The 16,478-nt window shown below is 71.2% G+C and carries 11 protein-coding genes; 5 read left to right on the forward strand and 6 right to left on the reverse strand.

Annotated features, from left to right (window positions below; all coding sequences use genetic code 11):
- Positions 1 to 14 precede the first annotated feature (14 nt).
- The 4 genes from IT371_14955 to IT371_14970 all read left to right on the forward strand — a co-directional run bounded on the left by IT371_14955 (position 15) and on the right by IT371_14970 (position 6,134).
- Positions 15 to 1,868 (forward strand): acyl-CoA dehydrogenase, encoded by a 1,854-nt coding sequence (locus tag IT371_14955; GenBank protein ID MCC6748956.1) that lies wholly within the window; start codon positions 15 to 17, stop codon positions 1,866 to 1,868.
- A 417-nt stretch (positions 1,869 to 2,285) separates the two neighbouring features.
- Positions 2,286 to 3,785 (forward strand): Flp pilus assembly complex ATPase component TadA, encoded by a 1,500-nt coding sequence (tadA, locus tag IT371_14960; GenBank protein MCC6748957.1) that lies wholly within the window; start codon positions 2,286 to 2,288, stop codon positions 3,783 to 3,785.
- Positions 3,785 to 4,381, forward strand: a complete 597-nt coding sequence (locus IT371_14965; protein ID MCC6748958.1) for a hypothetical protein — start codon at positions 3,785 to 3,787, stop codon at positions 4,379 to 4,381. Before tadA ends, IT371_14965 begins: the two co-directional genes overlap by 1 nt.
- Before the next feature lie 109 nt (positions 4,382 to 4,490).
- The gene (locus IT371_14970; GenBank protein ID MCC6748959.1) at positions 4,491 to 6,134 is read left to right on the forward strand and encodes a hypothetical protein; all 1,644 of its coding nucleotides are present in this window, start codon (positions 4,491 to 4,493) and stop codon (positions 6,132 to 6,134) included.
- Here IT371_14970 and IT371_14975 read toward each other — a convergent pair.
- Positions 6,125 to 7,879 carry a right-handed parallel beta-helix repeat-containing protein gene (locus IT371_14975; protein MCC6748960.1) on the reverse strand — a complete coding sequence of 585 codons (1,755 nt, stop codon included), beginning with the start codon at positions 7,877 to 7,879 and terminating at the stop codon, positions 6,125 to 6,127. The two genes, IT371_14970 and IT371_14975, sit on opposite strands and share 10 nt — an antisense overlap.
- A 178-nt stretch (positions 7,880 to 8,057) precedes the next feature.
- Between IT371_14975 and IT371_14980 the strand changes: the two genes are divergently transcribed.
- A complete protein-coding gene (locus IT371_14980) occupies positions 8,058 to 10,622 on the forward strand; it encodes an amidohydrolase family protein (GenBank protein MCC6748961.1) in 2,565 nt (854 codons plus the stop codon).
- A 6-nt stretch (positions 10,623 to 10,628) separates the two neighbouring features.
- Here IT371_14980 and IT371_14985 read toward each other — a convergent pair whose 3' ends face one another.
- The 5 genes from IT371_14985 to IT371_15005 are packed head-to-tail and all read right to left on the reverse strand — an operon-like array spanning position 10,629 to position 16,462.
- Positions 10,629 to 11,567, reverse strand: coding sequence for a ribose-phosphate pyrophosphokinase (locus IT371_14985; protein MCC6748962.1), 939 nt, complete (start codon positions 11,565 to 11,567; stop codon positions 10,629 to 10,631).
- A 4-nt stretch (positions 11,568 to 11,571) separates the two neighbouring features.
- Positions 11,572 to 12,516, reverse strand: coding sequence for a transketolase family protein (locus IT371_14990; protein MCC6748963.1), 945 nt, complete (start codon positions 12,514 to 12,516; stop codon positions 11,572 to 11,574).
- On the reverse strand, positions 12,513 to 13,385 hold the full coding sequence (locus tag IT371_14995; GenBank protein MCC6748964.1) for a transketolase: 873 nt from the start codon (positions 13,383 to 13,385) through the stop codon (positions 12,513 to 12,515). Before IT371_14995 ends, IT371_14990 begins: the two co-directional genes overlap by 4 nt.
- Positions 13,386 to 13,444: 59 nt before the next feature.
- Entirely contained in the window at positions 13,445 to 15,676 is a 2,232-nt protein-coding gene (locus tag IT371_15000) for a serine/threonine protein kinase (protein ID MCC6748965.1), read from the reverse strand.
- A 60-nt stretch (positions 15,677 to 15,736) separates the two neighbouring features.
- Complete coding sequence (locus tag IT371_15005; protein MCC6748966.1) at positions 15,737 to 16,462, reverse strand: HAD-IA family hydrolase; 726 nt, start codon at positions 16,460 to 16,462, stop codon at positions 15,737 to 15,739.
- Positions 16,463 to 16,478: the final 16 nt, after the last annotated feature.

The raw sequence follows: 16,478 nt of genomic DNA on the forward strand, positions 1-16,478 counted from the left end.
CAAGGAGTCCTTCCATGGCTGATTTCGTGGCTGACCTTCGAGACCTGAAGTTCGTGCTCTTCGAGCAACTCGACCTCGCGCCGCTGCAGGCGAGCGAACGCTACGCCGGCTTCGCGCGTGACGATTACGAGATGATCCTCGACGAGGCCTATCGTATGAGCCGCGAGGTTCTCGGCCCGGCGAACGCGAAGGGGGACAAGGAGGGGTGCTCCTTCGCGGACGGTCGGGTCACGGTGCCGCCGAGCTATCGCGAGCCCTTCAAGCGCTACATCGAGGGCGGCTGGCTCAGCCTGAACCGCAACCCGGCCTACGGTGGGCAGGGGGCCCCCGAGCTCCTGCGGCTCGCCGTGGACGACATGTTCTTCGGCGCGTGCATCGCGCTCAACCTCGGCATGCTCCTCACGCCGGCGGCGGCGCACGTGATCGAGAACTTCGGCACGGAGGAGTCGAAGCGGCTGTACCTGCGCAACCTCTTCTCGGGGAAGTGGAGCGGCACGATGTGCCTCACCGAGCCGCAGGCCGGCTCGGACGTGGGGGCGGCCTCGACGCGGGCCAAGAAGGAGGGCGACCACTACCTCATCCAGGGGGAGAAGATCTTCATCACCTTCGGCGAGCACGATCTGACGGAGAACATCGTGCACCTCGTGCTGGCGCGCATCGAGGGGGCTCCGAAGGGGACCAAGGGCCTGAGCCTCTTCATCGTGCCCAAGTTCCGCCTGAACGCGGACGGCACGCCGGGGGCGCCGAACGACGTGCACTGCACGGGGATCGAGCACAAGATGGGGATCCACGGCTCCCCGACCTGTTCGATGAGCTTCGGACCGAACGGCGGGTGCTGGGGCTGGCTCCTCGGCGAGGAGCACTCGGGGATGCGCCTCATGTTTCAGATGATGAACGAGGCGCGCATCGCCGTCGGGCTGCAGGGGGCGGCGATCGGCAACGCGGCGTACCAGGCGGCGCTCCAGTACGCGCGAGAGCGGATGCAGGGCCCGGACCTGCGCCAGATGAAGGACCCCGACGCCCCCCGCGTGCCGATCGTGCGGCACCCGGACGTCCAGGTGAACCTCGCCCGGCAGAAGGCCTACGGCGAAGGGCTGCGCTCGCTGATGCTCTACACGGTCTACCTCTTCGACCGGTCCAAGATCGCCACGGACCCGACGGAGAAGGCGCGGCTGCAGTCCACGGTCGAGATCCTGGTGCCGATCTGCAAGTCGTACGGCTCGGACATGGGTTTCCGCCTGACCGAGTGGGCGCTCCAGACCTTCGGTGGGTACGGCTACCTTCACGACTACCCCGCCGAGCAGTACATGCGGGACTGCAAGATCGCCTCGCTCTACGAGGGGACGAACGGCATCCAGGCGCTGGACCTCGTCGGTCGGAAGCTGAGCATGAACGGCGGCGCGAACGTGATGGCGCTGATGGGGGTGCTAGCGCAGTTCATCGAGCGGCGCGGCAACCACGCGGGGGTCAAGGAGCAGGTGGCGCAGGTGGCCAAGGCGCGGGACGCGTGGGGCGAGATCAACGCCCTCTTCGCCTCGGCGGCGTCGAGCGGGCAGTTCATGTTGCCCCTGCGGACGGCCAGCCAGTATCTCGGGCTCTGCGGGCAGCTCGTCCTCGGCTACCTGCTCACCGACCAGGCGGCGGTGGCGTGGGACAAGCTGAAGGCCATCGCGGACGCCGCGGGGGTCGAGCTCGGGGACGCGAAGGCCGTGCGGGCCCTCGTCGAGCGAGACCCGGAGGCGCGCTACTACGACGCCAAGGTGAAGACCGCGCGCTTCTTCTGCGCCCACGAGCTGCCGCAGGTGTATGCCACGGCGGCGGCGATCAAGAGCGGTGACGCGAGCGCTTCCGAGATGGTCTGGGAGTAGTCGTCGTCGGGCGAGGAGGGTGTCGACCAGCCAGAGCGTCCCCGTTCCCACCAGCGCGCCGAGCGCGTTCCAGACCATGTCCCGCCCCGAGAAGTGATTGCCGGGTTGCCCGGCGTCGTAGAGCTCCTTCCCCAGGCCGGGCAAGAGCGCGAGGCCGAAGCCCGCCGCAAGTCGAAGCGCCGGGCGGTCGCTCCCGGCGAGCCACAGGGTTCCGTAGCTGCCGAGGCCGAGCGCGATCGAGACCCCGAAGTGGGCCCCCTTGTCGGCCCCTCCCCACGACTCGGCCCTCGCACCCGTCGGCGCGAGGAGGAGGAGGAGGAGCGCCAGCAGAGCGCCGGCTAGCAGCTTGCTCATGAAACAGGTTGATGGCAGGGCGGCACGGGCCACAGAATAGCCTACCCAGGAGCAATCGGCAGGATGATGGGCTTGCAGGGCGCCTCCAGCGAACGGGTCTCCAACTGGCTCTTCGGCGCGGCCGGGGCCCTGGTGGTGGCGGGGGCGGTCTCACTCGTGGTGGGGAGCGCCCCCGAGAGCTGGCTCGAGTTCGGGCTGGCCGTGCGGTGGTACGTGGTGCGGCAGCTGCGCGAGAACCCTCTTGCCTTGCCGGCTACGATCCTCGCGGGAGTCGCGACGCTGGCCTGGCTCGTCGTCTCGCGGCGGGCGGCGCGCAGGTACGAGCGCGAGGAGGCGGCTGGTGCGCTGCCGGCGCGCGAGGTCGGCGTGCTGGAGGATCGCGCGCTCGTCCGGTGGGCGCGCTCGCTCCTCGAGCCGGAGCTGACGCGAACGCACCCGCGCGTGGAGCGGGTGGCCGACGTCCTCCTGGGTGCGCCCGTCGACGTGGGGGCCAGCGAGCTGGTCCTCGAGCCTGGGCCGATGGTGGTCGACCTCTCGCTGCGCATGTCGATGGACCGGGTCACCGTGACTACCATGAGCCGCGAGCTCTACGCCCAGGTGCTGGTCCATTTCCGACGCGTCCTCGGTCTCGCGGGCGATGGAGAGGGGCAGCTCGACCTGCGTTCCGCCGACGCGGTAGAGCAGCTCCGCGTCGTGCTGCGCTCGGGACCCGAGGGGACCGTGATGCGGGTCCAGGTGCTAGGCCGCGCGGGGGCGACCCTGACGCTCGACGAGCTCAAGCTGCCGCCGGCAGTGCACGAGGAGCTCGTGCGCGCCCTCGGGGCGACGCGGGGGCTCGTGCTCGTCAGTGGTCCAGCCGGCCACGGCGTGGGGACGACGCTCTACGCGGCGCTGCACCACGTGAACCACGAGCGCCAGCGGACGGGCCTCATCGCCACGCTCGAGGAGACCGTCCGACACGCGCTCCCCTTCGCGCATCAGACGGAGCTCGGGAGGGGGCATGCGCCTCGCGTGCTCGAGAAGGTGCTCGCCCGCCCGGCGAAGGTGCTCCTCGTGCGGCCGGCGGCGGAGGCGGAGACGGTCCGGATGGTCGTTGAGGCCGCGCGGACGCGGCTGGTGCTCGCCACGCTGGGGTCCGTCGATGCGAGGGAGGCGATCCTCAAGGCCGTGGATTGCGCTGGCGCCACGGCGGTGGGGGAGACGCTCCTCCTGTCCGTCGGACAGCGGCTCGCGCGGCGGCTCTGCCCGGCGTGCCGCGTGGAGGCGCGGCCGAGCGCTGACGAGATGACGGTAGGAGGCGTCTCGTCGGACGCGGTCTTTTACGCCTCGCGTGGGTGCCAGGCCTGCGGCTACACCGGGCTCGCGGGTCGGCACCCGATCTTCGAGGCGCTGCGCCGCGACGAGGAGCTCGCGCGTGCGCTGCAGCACGGGGCTCCCGCCGCGGCTCTGGCGGCTGCGCTCGACCGGCGAGCGGCGGGGGGCCTGATGGCCGCCGGGCTCGCGGAGGCGGGGAGGGGTCACCTGAGCCTGGCCGAGCTCTCGCGCGTGGTCGAGGAGCGCTGATGGTCGACGAGACGAGGAACGGGTCGGGAAGGCACGTCGTCGCACCGTCGGCGCGCGTGCGAAACGCTCCCATCACGGTGGACCGCTTGCGGACGCGGCGCGGCGACCCGGCGACCGGCGAGGTGCCGCTGCCCGTCGAAGAGCACGAGGCGAGCGACGTGCGGTCGGGGCTCTTCTTCGGGCAGGGGATGGTCGCCGAGGACGAGGTGGCCCCGGTGGTGCAGCGGCGGCTGGCGCGGCCTCGGCCGGCGGGCGAGCGCGTCCTGCGGCTCGCGGCGGGTCTCGCGCTGGCTCTGGCGGCCCTCGTCCTCTTCGGCGACGCGGGCCGGCAGGCGGTCGTGCGCCTGCGTTCGGGGGCGCGGGACGTGGTCTGGCGGATGGCCCCCCTCACGGTGCGGTCGAATCCGTCGGGGGCGCGGGTCTTCGTACAGGATGCCCTGCGCGGCGCGACGCCCTTCTCGAGCCAGGAGCCGTGTCGCGGACGCCCGATTCGCGTGCGCGTCGAGGCGGCCAGCCACGGCATCTGGGAGTGGCGCGGCCTCTGTCCCTACGAGGGGCCGGTAGCTCTCGAGGCGAACCTCCAGCAGCTCCGCTGATCGATCGGATCGACCCCGCGGGCGCCCGTCGTCGGTGTGTGGGCCGGAAGGGGAGCCCGAGCGGGGCGTATACCCCTCCGTGGCGCGGGTTTGAAGAAGGAGTGGCAGCATGCGGGTCTGGATCGCGGCGTGGGTGCTCGGGATGGCGCTCGCGGGGTGCAAGAAGGAAGAAGCGGGGGTCGGCCCGTCCGAGGCCGAGGGAGACGCGGGTGCCGGCGCTGGAGCCGGGAGCGGGTCGGGAAGCGGCGGGGGAGGCTGGGCGGAGCTCCTCGGTCTGAAGCGGGCCGCGGGGGCCTCGGCGACCCTCGAGGACGTGGTCAAGGGCTACCCCGGCTACGAGAAGTGCCTCGAGCGACTGCAGGCGGCGCTTCCGCCCGACCTCGGCGCGGACATGCTGGCCTTCTACAACGTGCCCGACGCGCTCTGTCGGACCCGCGAGGCGATGGCGCAAGGGACGACGCTCCCCTGCGCGCGCATTCTCAGCTACTCGATGAAGCGCGGGTGCGAGCAGATGGCGGCGATCTACGCCCGCAAGCCCGACGCCTGCCCGATGGGCTACCCCGGACGACAGGGGCGTGAGGGGTACTGCCTGGCGCTCTCGCAGCGCGACCCCGCCCTCTGTCGCGGCTCGAAGAACGAGCGCGAGGAGGTGCGCTGTCGCGCCGTGCTCATGAAGAGCGACGAGCCGTGCAGCGCGCTCGGGCGTCCCGAGGAGCGCGAGGAGTGCAAGGGCGAGGTGCGGCGCTGGGCTTCGGCGATGGGGGAGGTGAAGAAGCTGGCCGTCGAGAGCCAGCCGGCCACTCTCGAGCTGACGCTGACGGCCGAGAGCTCGTCGCGTCCCGTGCCCTTTCCGTCGGTGAAGCTCGACTGCGCGAGCTTTGGCGCGGTGGGCCCCGACTCCGGGGACACGGCGCTGTTCGCCCTGTGCGACTACCATCCCTACGGCTACCGCCGGATGGCCGGCTACGGCTACTACGCGCCCGAGCAGCGGACGAAGGTGCGGTTCGAGTTCAAGGCTCCGCCGACCGACAGCGCGACGGTGCGCTTCGGCACCGACGCACTCTTCTCGATCCAGATCCGCGAGTTCGGCGAGTTCGGCGTAGCGCCCACCGGCGAGATCAAGTTCTCGACCTTCGAGCGCAGGCGGGGCGGGCGGCTCGCCGGCACCTTCAAGGTCACGGTCGCTTCGGGGACCGAGCGCATCTCGGTCGATGGGAAGTTCGACAGCTTCATCCGGGACCTCGTCTCGCCGTCGCAGCTGCAGGGTCCCTCGTATGGCGGTGGCTACGGTGCCGGGCGGGGCTACGGCCTCGGGGCTCTCGGCGTGGGGGCCGGCAGCGGGACGGCCGGGATCCTCGGAGGTCTTCGCGGGCAGGGGGGACTCGGTGGCCTGGGCACCGGGCCGAGGCCGGTCGGGGGCCTCGGCGGGGCGGGCCCCACCGGGAAGCAGTACGCTGCCGTGCTGACGTCGGCCACCCTCACGCCGCTTCGGCCGGGTCCCGCCAACCTGGGCTACCGGATGACCGGGCTACGGCCGGGCGGGATCTGGGAGCGGCTGGGCGTGAAGGAAGGGGACGAGGTTCTCCACGTGGGGAGCGTCGTGCTGCGCACCATGGGGGACGTGGTCCGCGTGCGGGGCGACCTTCAGGGAGCCAGGCAGCTCGCCATCAAGCTCCGACGCGGCGGCCGCATCAAGCGCGTGGTCGTGCCGAAGCGCGAGCTCGAGCGGATCCAGCAGGACTTCTACTTCTGACGCCTTCTGCGGGCCCGGGACGCGAGCGCGAGGGCCAGCGCGAGAGCTCCCAGCCCGGCCCACGCCGACGAGGGTTCCGCGCCGACGCGGCAGTGGCAGCCGAAGATCTCGGAGGTGCCCCCGTCGCCGGCCGGCTGCCCGTCTCCCGCGGGCGCACCATCCGTCGGCGTCGCTCCGTCCCCGGTCGGCGCGCCGTCGCGCGTCGCCGCGCCATCGCCTACGAGCCCTCCCTCGCTCGGCGCTGCCGCGTCCTTCGCCGGGCCTCCGTCGGTCTTCACGCCGCCGTCCTTCTTCACCGCGCCGTCTCGCGCGATCGCGGCGTCCTTCTTCGGGGCCGCGTCGGCCACCCGCGCGTCGGGCGTCACGGCCCCCACCACCTCGTGCGCGCCGATGTCGTAGGCGGGGCCTTGCGGGCGCGCGGTGCCGAAGTAGTCGGTCGTCACGCGCGCCGAGGCGGTGCCGCGGTTCACGCAAGGTGAGCTGGCCCCGAGGCGAAAGCTGGCCGCGTCCGGGGTGGACGGGTTCGCGAGGCCGCAGTCGGCGGTCACGTCAGTAGCAGGGTTGACGGGCGGGTCGGGCGACGCCACGGGATTCACTCCCCCGCGCCAGTTGTTGTGGGAGAAGCCGATCCCCGTGGCAGGCGTAGAGACGTCGATCGTGTCCCCCACCGTCGCCGTCTGCAGCACGAGGTTGTTCACGATGCTGCTGCCCGAGTGCGCGCCCGTGTCGATGAACATGCCGAGGAGCTCGGCGTGGACGAGCGTGTTGTTGGCCACCACCACGTTCTTCATGCCGGTGCCCGCGTCGCCGCTGTTGATCCACGAGAAGTTGTTGGCACAGTTCCGCACCAGGTTGTTCATCACCGTGTGCCCGGTGGAGGTCGAGCCGTCCTCTACGGCGATGCCGTTGGCGCGGTGCCCCTGAAAGTCGTACCCCGCGCCGGTGGTGCAGTACACGCGGTTCTGCGCGATCGAGGCGCCGGTCGCATGGTCGACGTACAGGTTGTGGTGGACGTTGTCGTAGATCGTGTTGCCGCGCAGCACGGCGCCCGCGCTCGTGTTCACGTACAGGCCGGTGTGGTGGTTCTGGTAGACGGTGTTGTTCAGCACCTGCACGTTGTTGGCGTAGTCGAGGGTGATGCCGTGGAGCGGCGGGTTCGTCGCGTGGGCCGCGTTGCTCTGGACGTTCTGATAGACGGTGTTCCCTTGAATCGTGCCGCTCGCGATCGGCGCGGCCGCCGCGGCGGTGAACATGATCCCCTCGCCGCCGTTGTCGTGAACCCGGCAGTCGAGCACCTTCACGCCGTTCGCGTTGTCCACCACGATGCCGTGGCCCCACGAGTCGCGCACCTCGAAGCCGCTGAAGGTGATGTAGTCGTCGGTGATCTGGACCAGCGCCTGGTCCGCGGTGGTCGGGAGGTGCGGCGTGGTGGTGCGCCGCCCGGCGATCACCACCGTGGCCCCGGCCGCGGCCCGCACCGTCACGGGGCTCGCCGCGCTACCGCCGTTGTCGAGGCTGACCTGCTCCGTGTATGTGCCCGCACGAACCTCGAGGATATCTCCGGCTACGAGCTCGCCCGACGCCCGGCCGATGGTCTTCCAGGGGGCGTTCGTGCTGCCGGTCCCCGTGCTGTCGTTGCCCGTGGTCGCGACGTAGTACGTGGCCGCGTGCGCCTCGCACGCGAGGGAGGCGGCGAGGGCGACGACGCAGGAGCTGGCGAGCCTGAAGATCGCGGTTCGTGTCACGGCAGGTCCTTCCGTTGGGGGTGCTGAAGCCATCATAGCGCACGCCTTCGTCGACGGAGCGACTTCCCGGGGATGGCAGGGGCCGCGTCGCCGCCTGCGTGACGCCCGTCACTCGCCACGCTTGCAGGTGGCCCGGGGCCCCGATAGACTGCGCCATCCTTCAGCGCTGGAGTAATGCGTGGTTGTTAGCCGTCTCTGGGTTTCCGTCTCCTTCCTATCGATCATGGTCGCAGCGGGGTGTGGTGGGACGGGGGTGCTACCCTCCGACGGTGCGGTTGCCGACGCGAGCGTCGGTGATGGCGGCGGGGGCGAGGGGCTTCCGGGGGGCGACGGAGGCGTCGAGCCCGGCGTCGAGCGGTGCCCGAACTCGCCGATGGCCTCGGCGGAGCCCGGCGTCTGCCGGGTAACCCGGCCCGGGACCGGGGCGGTGCTCCTCCGGGCGACGCTGCTCCTGCCGGACAAGGTGCTCGGGAACGCGCACCTGCTCATCGAGGGGAAGAAGCTCGCCTGCGTGGGCTGCGACTGCAGCAAGCACCCGTCGTTCGCGCAGGCCACCGTTGTCGAGTGTCCGCAGGGGGTCGTCTCGCCGGGACTCATCAACCCGCACGACCACATCGGGTACGCGCAGGGGCGCCCCCGTCCGACGCAGGTTCGCTACGACCACCGCCACGAGTGGCGCGAAGGCGCCGGGCCCGGCAAGCCGCGGATCAACGTGTCCGGGAACAAGGCCAAGGACGGAGACGGCGAGAAGTGGGGCGAGCTCCGCATGCTGCTCGGCGGAGCGACCTCCATCATGGGCTCCGAGACGGCGAACGGCCTGCTGCGGAATCTGGACGGCGGGGACAACGGCGGCCTCGGCGTGGACGCCGCCAACACGCCGACGTTCCCCCTCGGGGACTCGCGCGGGGAGATGCTCACCCAGCAGTGCACGTATCCACGGCTGCCCGCGCCCGACAAGATCAAGCCGCTGCGCGCGTACGTCCCCCACATCGCGGAGGGGACCAACCAGGCCGCTCGTAACGAGTTCCTCTGCCTGAGCGGACAGCAGACCGGCGGGGTGGACGTCATCTCCGCCAACACGGCCATCATTCACGCCGTGGGCCTGACCTTGACGGACATGCAGGGGCTCGGTCGCGATCAGGGAGCGGTCGTCTGGTCGCCCCGCTCCAACATCAGCCTCTACGGCATGACCGCCGAGGTTGCGACCCTGCATCGGCTCGGGGTGAAGATATCCCTCGGTACCGACTGGACCGCCAGCGGGTCGATGAACGTGCTCCGGGAGCTGGCCTGCGCCGACAGCTTGAACCAGACCTACTACGGCAAGTACTTCACCGACCGGCAGCTCTGGGAGATGGCGACCGTCAACGCGGCTGCCACGGCGGGCGTCTCCGACCGGCTCGGGGTTCTGACCGAAGGGGCCTTCGCGGACCTCGCGATCTTCGACGGGCGCAAGCAGAAGAGCTTCGCCGCGGTGCTGCGGGCGGAGATCCAGGGGGTCGTGCTGGTGATGCGCGGGGGGGAGGTCCTCTACGGCGACGACGCCCTGCTCACCGATCTGAAGGCCGACGGCTGCGACCCCCTCGACGTCTGCCAGGTCAAGAAGCGCGTCTGTCTGACGAAGGAGATCGGCAAGAACCTCGACGCGCTCAAGACGAGCGTGGGGACCTCGACCTACGAGCTCTTCTTCTGCGGTACGCCGGCCGACGAGCCCACCTGCAAGCCGATGCGCCCGAGCTCGTACGACGGGACCGTATCTGCCACCGACAGCGACGGGGACGGCGTGCCCGATGCCGACGACAACTGCCCGAAGCACTTCAACCCGCCGCGCCCCGTGGACGGCGCCAAACAGACCGACTTCGACGGCGACAAGCTGGGAGATGCGTGCGACCCCTGTCCGCTCGACGCCGACCCCGGCAAGTGCCGCAAGGCCTTCGACCCGTCGGACCGGGACGGGGACGGCGCGCTCAACGAGAAGGACAACTGCCCCGAGATCGCCAACGCCGACCAGAAGGATGCCGACCTGGACGGGATCGGGGACCTCTGCGACCTCTGTGCGAAGCCCAACCCGGGGGGAACGGCGTGTCCGCTCACGATCAAGGAGCTCAAGGACCCGGCCCTGAAGGCCCGTCCCGGCGTCGGCACGGCGGTGAAGCTGGAGCGCGTGGTGGTCGTGGGGATCCGCACCACCAAGGCCGGAAACTTCGGCTACTACGTACGCGAAGGGACAGCACCCTACGAGGCGCTCTTCATCTACACCGACAACGCCAAGCCCGCCGACCAGGGCGCGCAGTTGCTGAAGGTCGGGGACATGGTGAGCCTCGAGGGGGTGCTGGACGTCTACTCGCAGATGGACCAGCTCAAGACCCCGAGCAAGGTCACCGTCTCGGGGAGCGGCGACGTTACGCCGGTGGTCGTGACGCCGGAGAAGCTACAGCCGGGGAGCGCGACGGCCGAGGAGCTCGAGAGCCAGCTCGTGCAGGTCTCGACCGTGGTGGTGGCGGGGATGGTCGCGGCGGGGACCAGCGATAGTTTCTGGCTCACCACGGCCGGGGGGAACTGCACGGGGACCAAGCCGACCTGCACCAAGGTCTCGGACTTCTTCTTCGACGGTGGGACCGTGAACGGTCAGCCGGCGGTCACGGCGGGCCAGGCCTTCACCTCGGTGGTGGGGGTGATCAACGGCTTCAAGAGCGACCACACGCTCGATCCGCGCAGCGCCGCCGACCTGACTCCCGCCCCGTAGCCGAGCTCACTCCCCCACGAGCTGTCCGTCCGACCCGCCCGCGTGCACGTTGCGGATGGCGGCGGCCAGGCGCTCGGCGAGCGACACGACCGTGATCTTGTCGATCTGTTTCTCGACGGGGAGCGGGATGCTGTCGGTGCAGATGAGCTGGATGATCTTCGAGCGATTGAGCCGTTCGACCCCCGTGCCCGAGAGGACGGGGTGGGTGACGGCGGCGCGCACGCTCCGCGCTCCGTGGGTCTTGAGCAGGTCGGCCGCCTCGGTGAGCGTCTCGGCCGTGTCGATGATGTCGTCCACCAGCACGCAGTCTCGTCCCTCCACGTCGCCGATGAGGTGCATCGCCTTGGCCTTGGCGGGGGCGGCGCGGCGTCGGTCGATGAGCGCCAGGGTCCCGGCCAGCCCGAGGGCCATGCGACTCGCGCGGTCCACGCCCCCCAGGTCGGGAGAGACGATGACGGGCTCGGGCAGGGCGAGCGCGCGCAGCCGCTCCACGAGGAGGTGGCTCGCGTGCAGGTGATCCACCGGCACGTCGAAGAACCCCTGGAGCTGGGGGGCGTGGATGTCGACGGTGATCACCCGGTCGACCCCCGCCGAGCAGAGGAAGTTGGCCACGACCTTCGCCGAGATGGGGACGCGAGGGCTCGTCTGGTGGTCCTGCCGGCTGTAGCCGAAGTAGGGCATCACGGCGTTGATGCGTCCGGCGGAGGACCGGCGGCAGGCGTCCACCATGAGCGCGAGCTCCATCAGGTGGTCGTTGCCGGGATACGAGGTGGACTGCAGCAGGAAGACGTCGTGCGCGCGGACGCTCTCGTTGAAGCGGACGTCCACCTCGCCGTCGGAGAAGCGGCGGATGTCGGCGTTTCCCACCGGGACGCCGAGCTCCTTCGCGAGCCGGTGGGCCAGGTCCGGGTTCGAGCTGCCGGCGAAGAGCTTGAGCGAGAGCAGCATGTCATCTTCCCTTGCGCGAGAGGGCGCGTCGGGCCGCGGCGGCCACGGCGTGCGGGGTGAGGTCGAAGTATTCGAGCAGCTCGGCCGGGTCCCCCGAGCGTCCGAAGGCCTCGCGAACCGCGACGCGCTCCATCGGGATCGGGCGGCGCCGCAGCAGCACCTCCCCCACGGCGTCGCCGAGCCCGCCACAGACGTTGTGCTCCTCGGCCGTGACCGCGCACCCCGTCTCCTCGGCGCAGCGGGTGACGAGCGACTCGTCCACGGGCTTGACCGTGGCGAGGTTCACCACCTGGGCCGAGATCCCCTCGCCGGCGAGGGCCTCGGCAGCCTCGAGGGTCACGTGGACCATCAGGCCGACGGCGAAGAGCGTCACGTCCGTGCCGGGGCGTACCACCCACCCCGTGCCGATGCGGAACGGGCGCTCGTCGGCGTAGATCACGGGGAGGTTCTCGCGGGTGAGGCGGATGTAGACCGGGCCGTCGTACCAGGCTGCCGCCTCCACGGCCTTGCGCGTCTCGACGGCGTCGGCCGGCACGATCACGGTCATGGTCGGGATCGCGCGCATCACCGCGATGTCCTCGAGCGCCTGGTGCGACGCGCCGTCTTTGCCGACGGTCAGCCCGCCGTGGGTGGCGACGATCTTCACGTTGCACCCCGGCAGCGCGACGGCGTTGCGGACCTGCTCCCAGCAGCGGCCGGTGATGAAGATCGCGAAGCTCGAGGCGAAGGCGATCTTGCCCGCCATCGACATCCCGGCGGCGGTGCCGATCAGGTCCTGCTCGCTGATCCCCATGTTGAAGAAGCGGTCGGGGAAGCGGAGGGCGAAGGCCTGGGTGCAGGTGGAGCCGGAGAGGTCGGCGTCCAGCACCACGACGTCCCGGCTGCGTTCGCCGAGGCGCACCAGCGTGCGGCCGTATTCCTCGCGCGTGGAGAGGATTCTGGTCATCGATCCGCGGGGGAGGGTTCGCCGAGCTCGGCGAGGGCCAGCTCCAGCTCGCGCGCGTTCGGCGCCTTGCCGTGCCACCCCACCTGATTCTCGCAGAACGAGACGCCCTTGCCCTTCACGGTGCGCGCGACGATGACGGTCGGCCGGTCGGTCACCTGCCGAGCCTGGGCCAGCGCCGAGAGGATCGCGTTCACGTCGTGCCCGTCGATCTCGAGGGCCTGCCAGCCGAAGGCGGCGAACTTAGCGGGGACCGGCTCGACGTTCTTGATGGTGTGTACCGGCCCATCGATCTGCAGGCCGTTCGCGTCGATCAGCGCGCAGAGGTTCGCGCTCCGGTAGTGTGCGGCGCTCATCGCCGCCTCCCAGACCTGCCCCTCCTGCAGCTCTCCGTCCCCGAGCAGGGCGTAGACGCGCGGGCGTTCGGGATGGTCGCGGAGCGCGAGGGCCATGCCGTGCGCGATGCTCAGGCCCTGGCCGAGCGAGCCCGTAGAGGCCTCGACGCCGGGGCAGCGGCGCGAGTCGGGGTGTCCCTGCAGGATGCTGCCCAGCTGGCGCAGGCGGAGGAGGTCGCGCCCCGTGATGTAGCCGGCCCGATGCAGGACGGCGTAGAGCGCGGGGGCGGCGTGCCCCTTGCTGAGCACGAAGCGGTCGCGGCCCTTCCAGAACGGCTCCACCGGGAAGTGCCGGAGCTCGTGAAAGTAGAGGCAGGTGAGAAGCTCCATGCAGGAGAGGGAGCTCCCGGTGTGCCCGGAGCGCGCGTGCGAGATCATCTTCAGCGTCAGGATGCGGAGCTCTCGCGCCAGCACCACGAGCTCGGCAGGGTCGCGCTGGATCGGGCCGAGGCGCGCGGAGGGCGTTGAGGCCTCCATCGCGAGGGGGCTCGGCCGGATGAGCGGATCATCGCGCATGGGGCATGTAATCTACCTGTTTAGTCGAACGGGTCCAGCAGATCGTCGCGGCCCTTCGGGCGCGGGGTCTTGGCCGCCTTCGGGCGCGGTCGGCGGGGGCGGGGACGCGCGACCGGGGCGGGGCGGCGGCTCTCGGTCGCTCGCGGCGCCTCGACGGCCGGGGCCTGCGCGTCAGGCGGCCCAGCGTCAGCGGCCGTCGTGGCAGGGGCGAGCGTGACCTCGTAGGTGTGGCGCGAGCGCTCCAGCTTCAGCGAGGTGACCTCGTAGCCGGCGAGATGAAGCTCCAGCTTCTCACCCTTCACGCTGCCCGGGACCAGCTCGAGCGGTGTCTTGCCGAGCTCCACGCCGTCGGCGGCTCGGTACACGGTGGCGCCTGCAGGGCTCGTGGTGATTCTCAACACGGCCTCCCCGCGCGTGGCCGCGAACCCGCCGCCACCCACCGCGCGTCCGGCGTCGGCGCCGCGTTGATCTCGGCTGCTCGTTTGCCCGCGGAGCCCGAGGTAGGCCGCGACGGCGCCGGCGACGACCAGCACCGCGACGATCCCGAGCACGACGAAGGGGGTCTTGCTGCGCGGCAGCGACAGGGCGGAGGTGTCCGCGGGGGCTACCGTCGCGCCGGCGGACTGGAAGTAGGGGTGGGTGCCTGGCCGCTGCGCTGGCGTCCCGTCTCCCCGGTAGTGGGACCAGTCGGCCGTGCGCGAGCGGTCGCTCTGGCTGGCCGGGGGCGCGTCCGCCTCGGGCTGCTTCTCGACGGCGGAGGGTACCTCGGCGCTCGGGTGGCGGCTCTCGGCCTGCACCAGCCGGACGGGCGCGGCTCCGGCGGGGGGGGCGGCGGTCCAGACCCGGGGGTCCATCACCGTCGGCCGTCGGTCCGCGCCGGGGTCGGAGCCCACGTCTCCGATCACCGCGATGACGTCCGCGTGTCCGTCGGCGGTGACCTTCACGGCCTGCCCCTCGCCGACGCGAAAGAGGCCCGAGCTGGGTGGTCGTCGCCGCTCGGGCTGCGCCTCGGCGACGCCGCGCGGCTCGTTCTCCTCGCGAATGGCGTGCCCCAGGGTGATCGGCCCGGTGGCGGAGGCCTTGGGCTTCACCACCGCCGCGGCAGGCCCGGCCACCTGCGGCGTGACGATCTCTCCGAACATGACGGTGCGCCGCTCTTGCAGGCCGGGCGTGGCCTCGGGGGGCGCCTCCGGCTGCTGCGCGACGGTCGGATCCCCGTCGGTCACACCGAACGCCTCACCGAGGTCTTCGGGTGGCGCGGCACCCTCGCGGCAGAGGAAGTCGAGCAGGCTCTCACCGCGCTGCTCCGCCTGCTGCCACGCCTCGTACTCCGCGCCGAAGAGCCGCCGCACGTGGCGCGAGAGCTCAATGTCGCTCAGGCTGTAGCCCTGCTTCTGCGCGAAGCGCTCGAGCTCGCGCTGCATCGTCTGGGCGTTCGGGAAGCGCTGGGCGGGATCCCGCGCCAGCGCGCACAGCAGGACCTGCTCGAGGCCCGGCGGGTAGCCCGGGATCAGCGCGGACGGGCGGCGCACCCAGGCCTTGCTGATCGCCTCGTAGACCTGGATGTCCTGATCGCCGTCGAAGAGGTGTCGCCCGACGGTGCTCTCCCAGATCGTCGTGCCGAGGGTGAAGACGTCGCTCCGGCGGTCCACCTCGTCGCCCAGCACCTGCTCGGGGGAGAGGTAGCGCACCTTCCCTTTGATCAGCCCCGGCTGGGTGAGGCTCATGCGGTTCGCCGCCTTGGCGATGCCGAAGTCGACGAGCTTCACCACTCCGTCGAAGGTGACCATGATGTTGCTCGGGCTCACGTCCCGGTGGACGATCCCGAGCGGCCGCCCGTCGAGGCCCCGCGCCTCGTGCGCGCAGTGCAGCGCCGAACAGATGCGCACGGCGACGGAGACGACGAACGCCGGGGGGAGCGCGGCGCCCCGGTCCTTCAGGCTGCGCTGCACCATCGCCCGCAGGTCGTGGCCGTGGATGTGCTCCATGGCCAGGTAGAAGGACGAGCCGACCTGCCCCACGTCGAGAACCTGTCCGATGTGCGGGTGGTTCAGGGTGGCGGCGATGCGCACCTCGTCCTGGAACATGTCGACGAAGGAGCGGTCCTCGGCGAAGCGCTTGGCCACGACCTTGATGACCGCCAGCCGTTCCACTCCCGCGAGGCCGCTGGAGCGCGCCAGGAAGAGCTCCGCCATTCCGCCGCGGGCCAGGCGCTTCAGGAGGGTGTACTTGCCGAAGGCGATCTGCGCCACCTCGCGGAGTATACCCGATGCCCAGACCCCCGCGACAGGGGCCCACCCGTCGGAGGTGGGTTACGGCTCGGCGCGAAAGTGCGACGCGAGCGCGTCGAGTTCGGGGATGAGGAGCGCCCCGCTCGGTCGAGGCTGCGCGAGCGGGTCGAGGAGCGCGAACCGCATCCCCGCCGCGCGGGACGCCTCTCCGTCCACGCGGTCGAGGTCGCCGACGTAGACGCACTCCGCCGGCGCGACCCCCAGGCGCTGCGCGGTCCGCAGCAGGAGCTCCGGGTCCGGCTTGGAGACCCCTTCCAGTCGCGAGTCGAGGTAGGCCGAGAAGAGGTCGAGGACGCCCACCGTGCGGAGCTGCGCCTCGAGCGCGCCGTCGTTGTTCGACGCCGAGCCCAGGAGAAACCCCCGCGCGCGGAGCCCCTCGAGGAGCGCGCGCAGCCCTGGCCGGGCCCAGTAGTAGATGTCGCTCTCCCGGGGAAAGGTCTCGGCCGCGGCCTCGGCGAGCGACCGCGCGAGGACCTCCACCGACTCTTCCGCGAGACCGGCGCCGCGTAGCCAGTGCGAGAACATCCAGGCGCGCACGTCCACCGTCGTGAGGGCGAAGCCGTGGCGGTCCAGGTTCGGCGTCTGGTCGACGACGAAGGCCATCCGGTAGTAGGCGCGGTAGAGCGTGGGCACGTCCAGGGGCGCGCCGTACGCACGGGTCCCGGCGGCGATCCAGTCCATGTCGGGGTGCACGATCACGCCACCGGCGTCGAGGATCACGGCCCGTATGCGCGGCTGGTCAGTCATGGGCGGCGGTGCACGC

This window comes from Deltaproteobacteria bacterium (assembly GCA_020848905.1).
In the GTDB taxonomy this organism is placed as follows: domain Bacteria; phylum Myxococcota_A; class Polyangia.

Excerpts from the sequence above, each read along its gene's own strand:
- IT371_14995 (MCC6748964.1), bottom strand. The coding sequence starts at position 13,385 with ATGGAGGCCTCAACGCCCTCCGCGCGCCTCGGCCCGATCCAGCGCGAC.
- IT371_14990 (MCC6748963.1), bottom strand. The coding sequence starts at position 12,516 with ATGACCAGAATCCTCTCCACGCGCGAGGAATACGGCCGCACGCTGGTG.
- IT371_14965 (MCC6748958.1), top strand. The coding sequence starts at position 3,785 with ATGGTCGACGAGACGAGGAACGGGTCGGGAAGGCACGTCGTCGCACCG.
- tadA (MCC6748957.1), top strand. The coding sequence starts at position 2,286 with ATGATGGGCTTGCAGGGCGCCTCCAGCGAACGGGTCTCCAACTGGCTC.
- IT371_15005 (MCC6748966.1), bottom strand. The coding sequence starts at position 16,462 with ATGACTGACCAGCCGCGCATACGGGCCGTGATCCTCGACGCCGGTGGC.
- IT371_14955 (MCC6748956.1), top strand. The coding sequence starts at position 15 with ATGGCTGATTTCGTGGCTGACCTTCGAGACCTGAAGTTCGTGCTCTTC.
- IT371_14970 (MCC6748959.1), top strand. The coding sequence starts at position 4,491 with ATGCGGGTCTGGATCGCGGCGTGGGTGCTCGGGATGGCGCTCGCGGGG.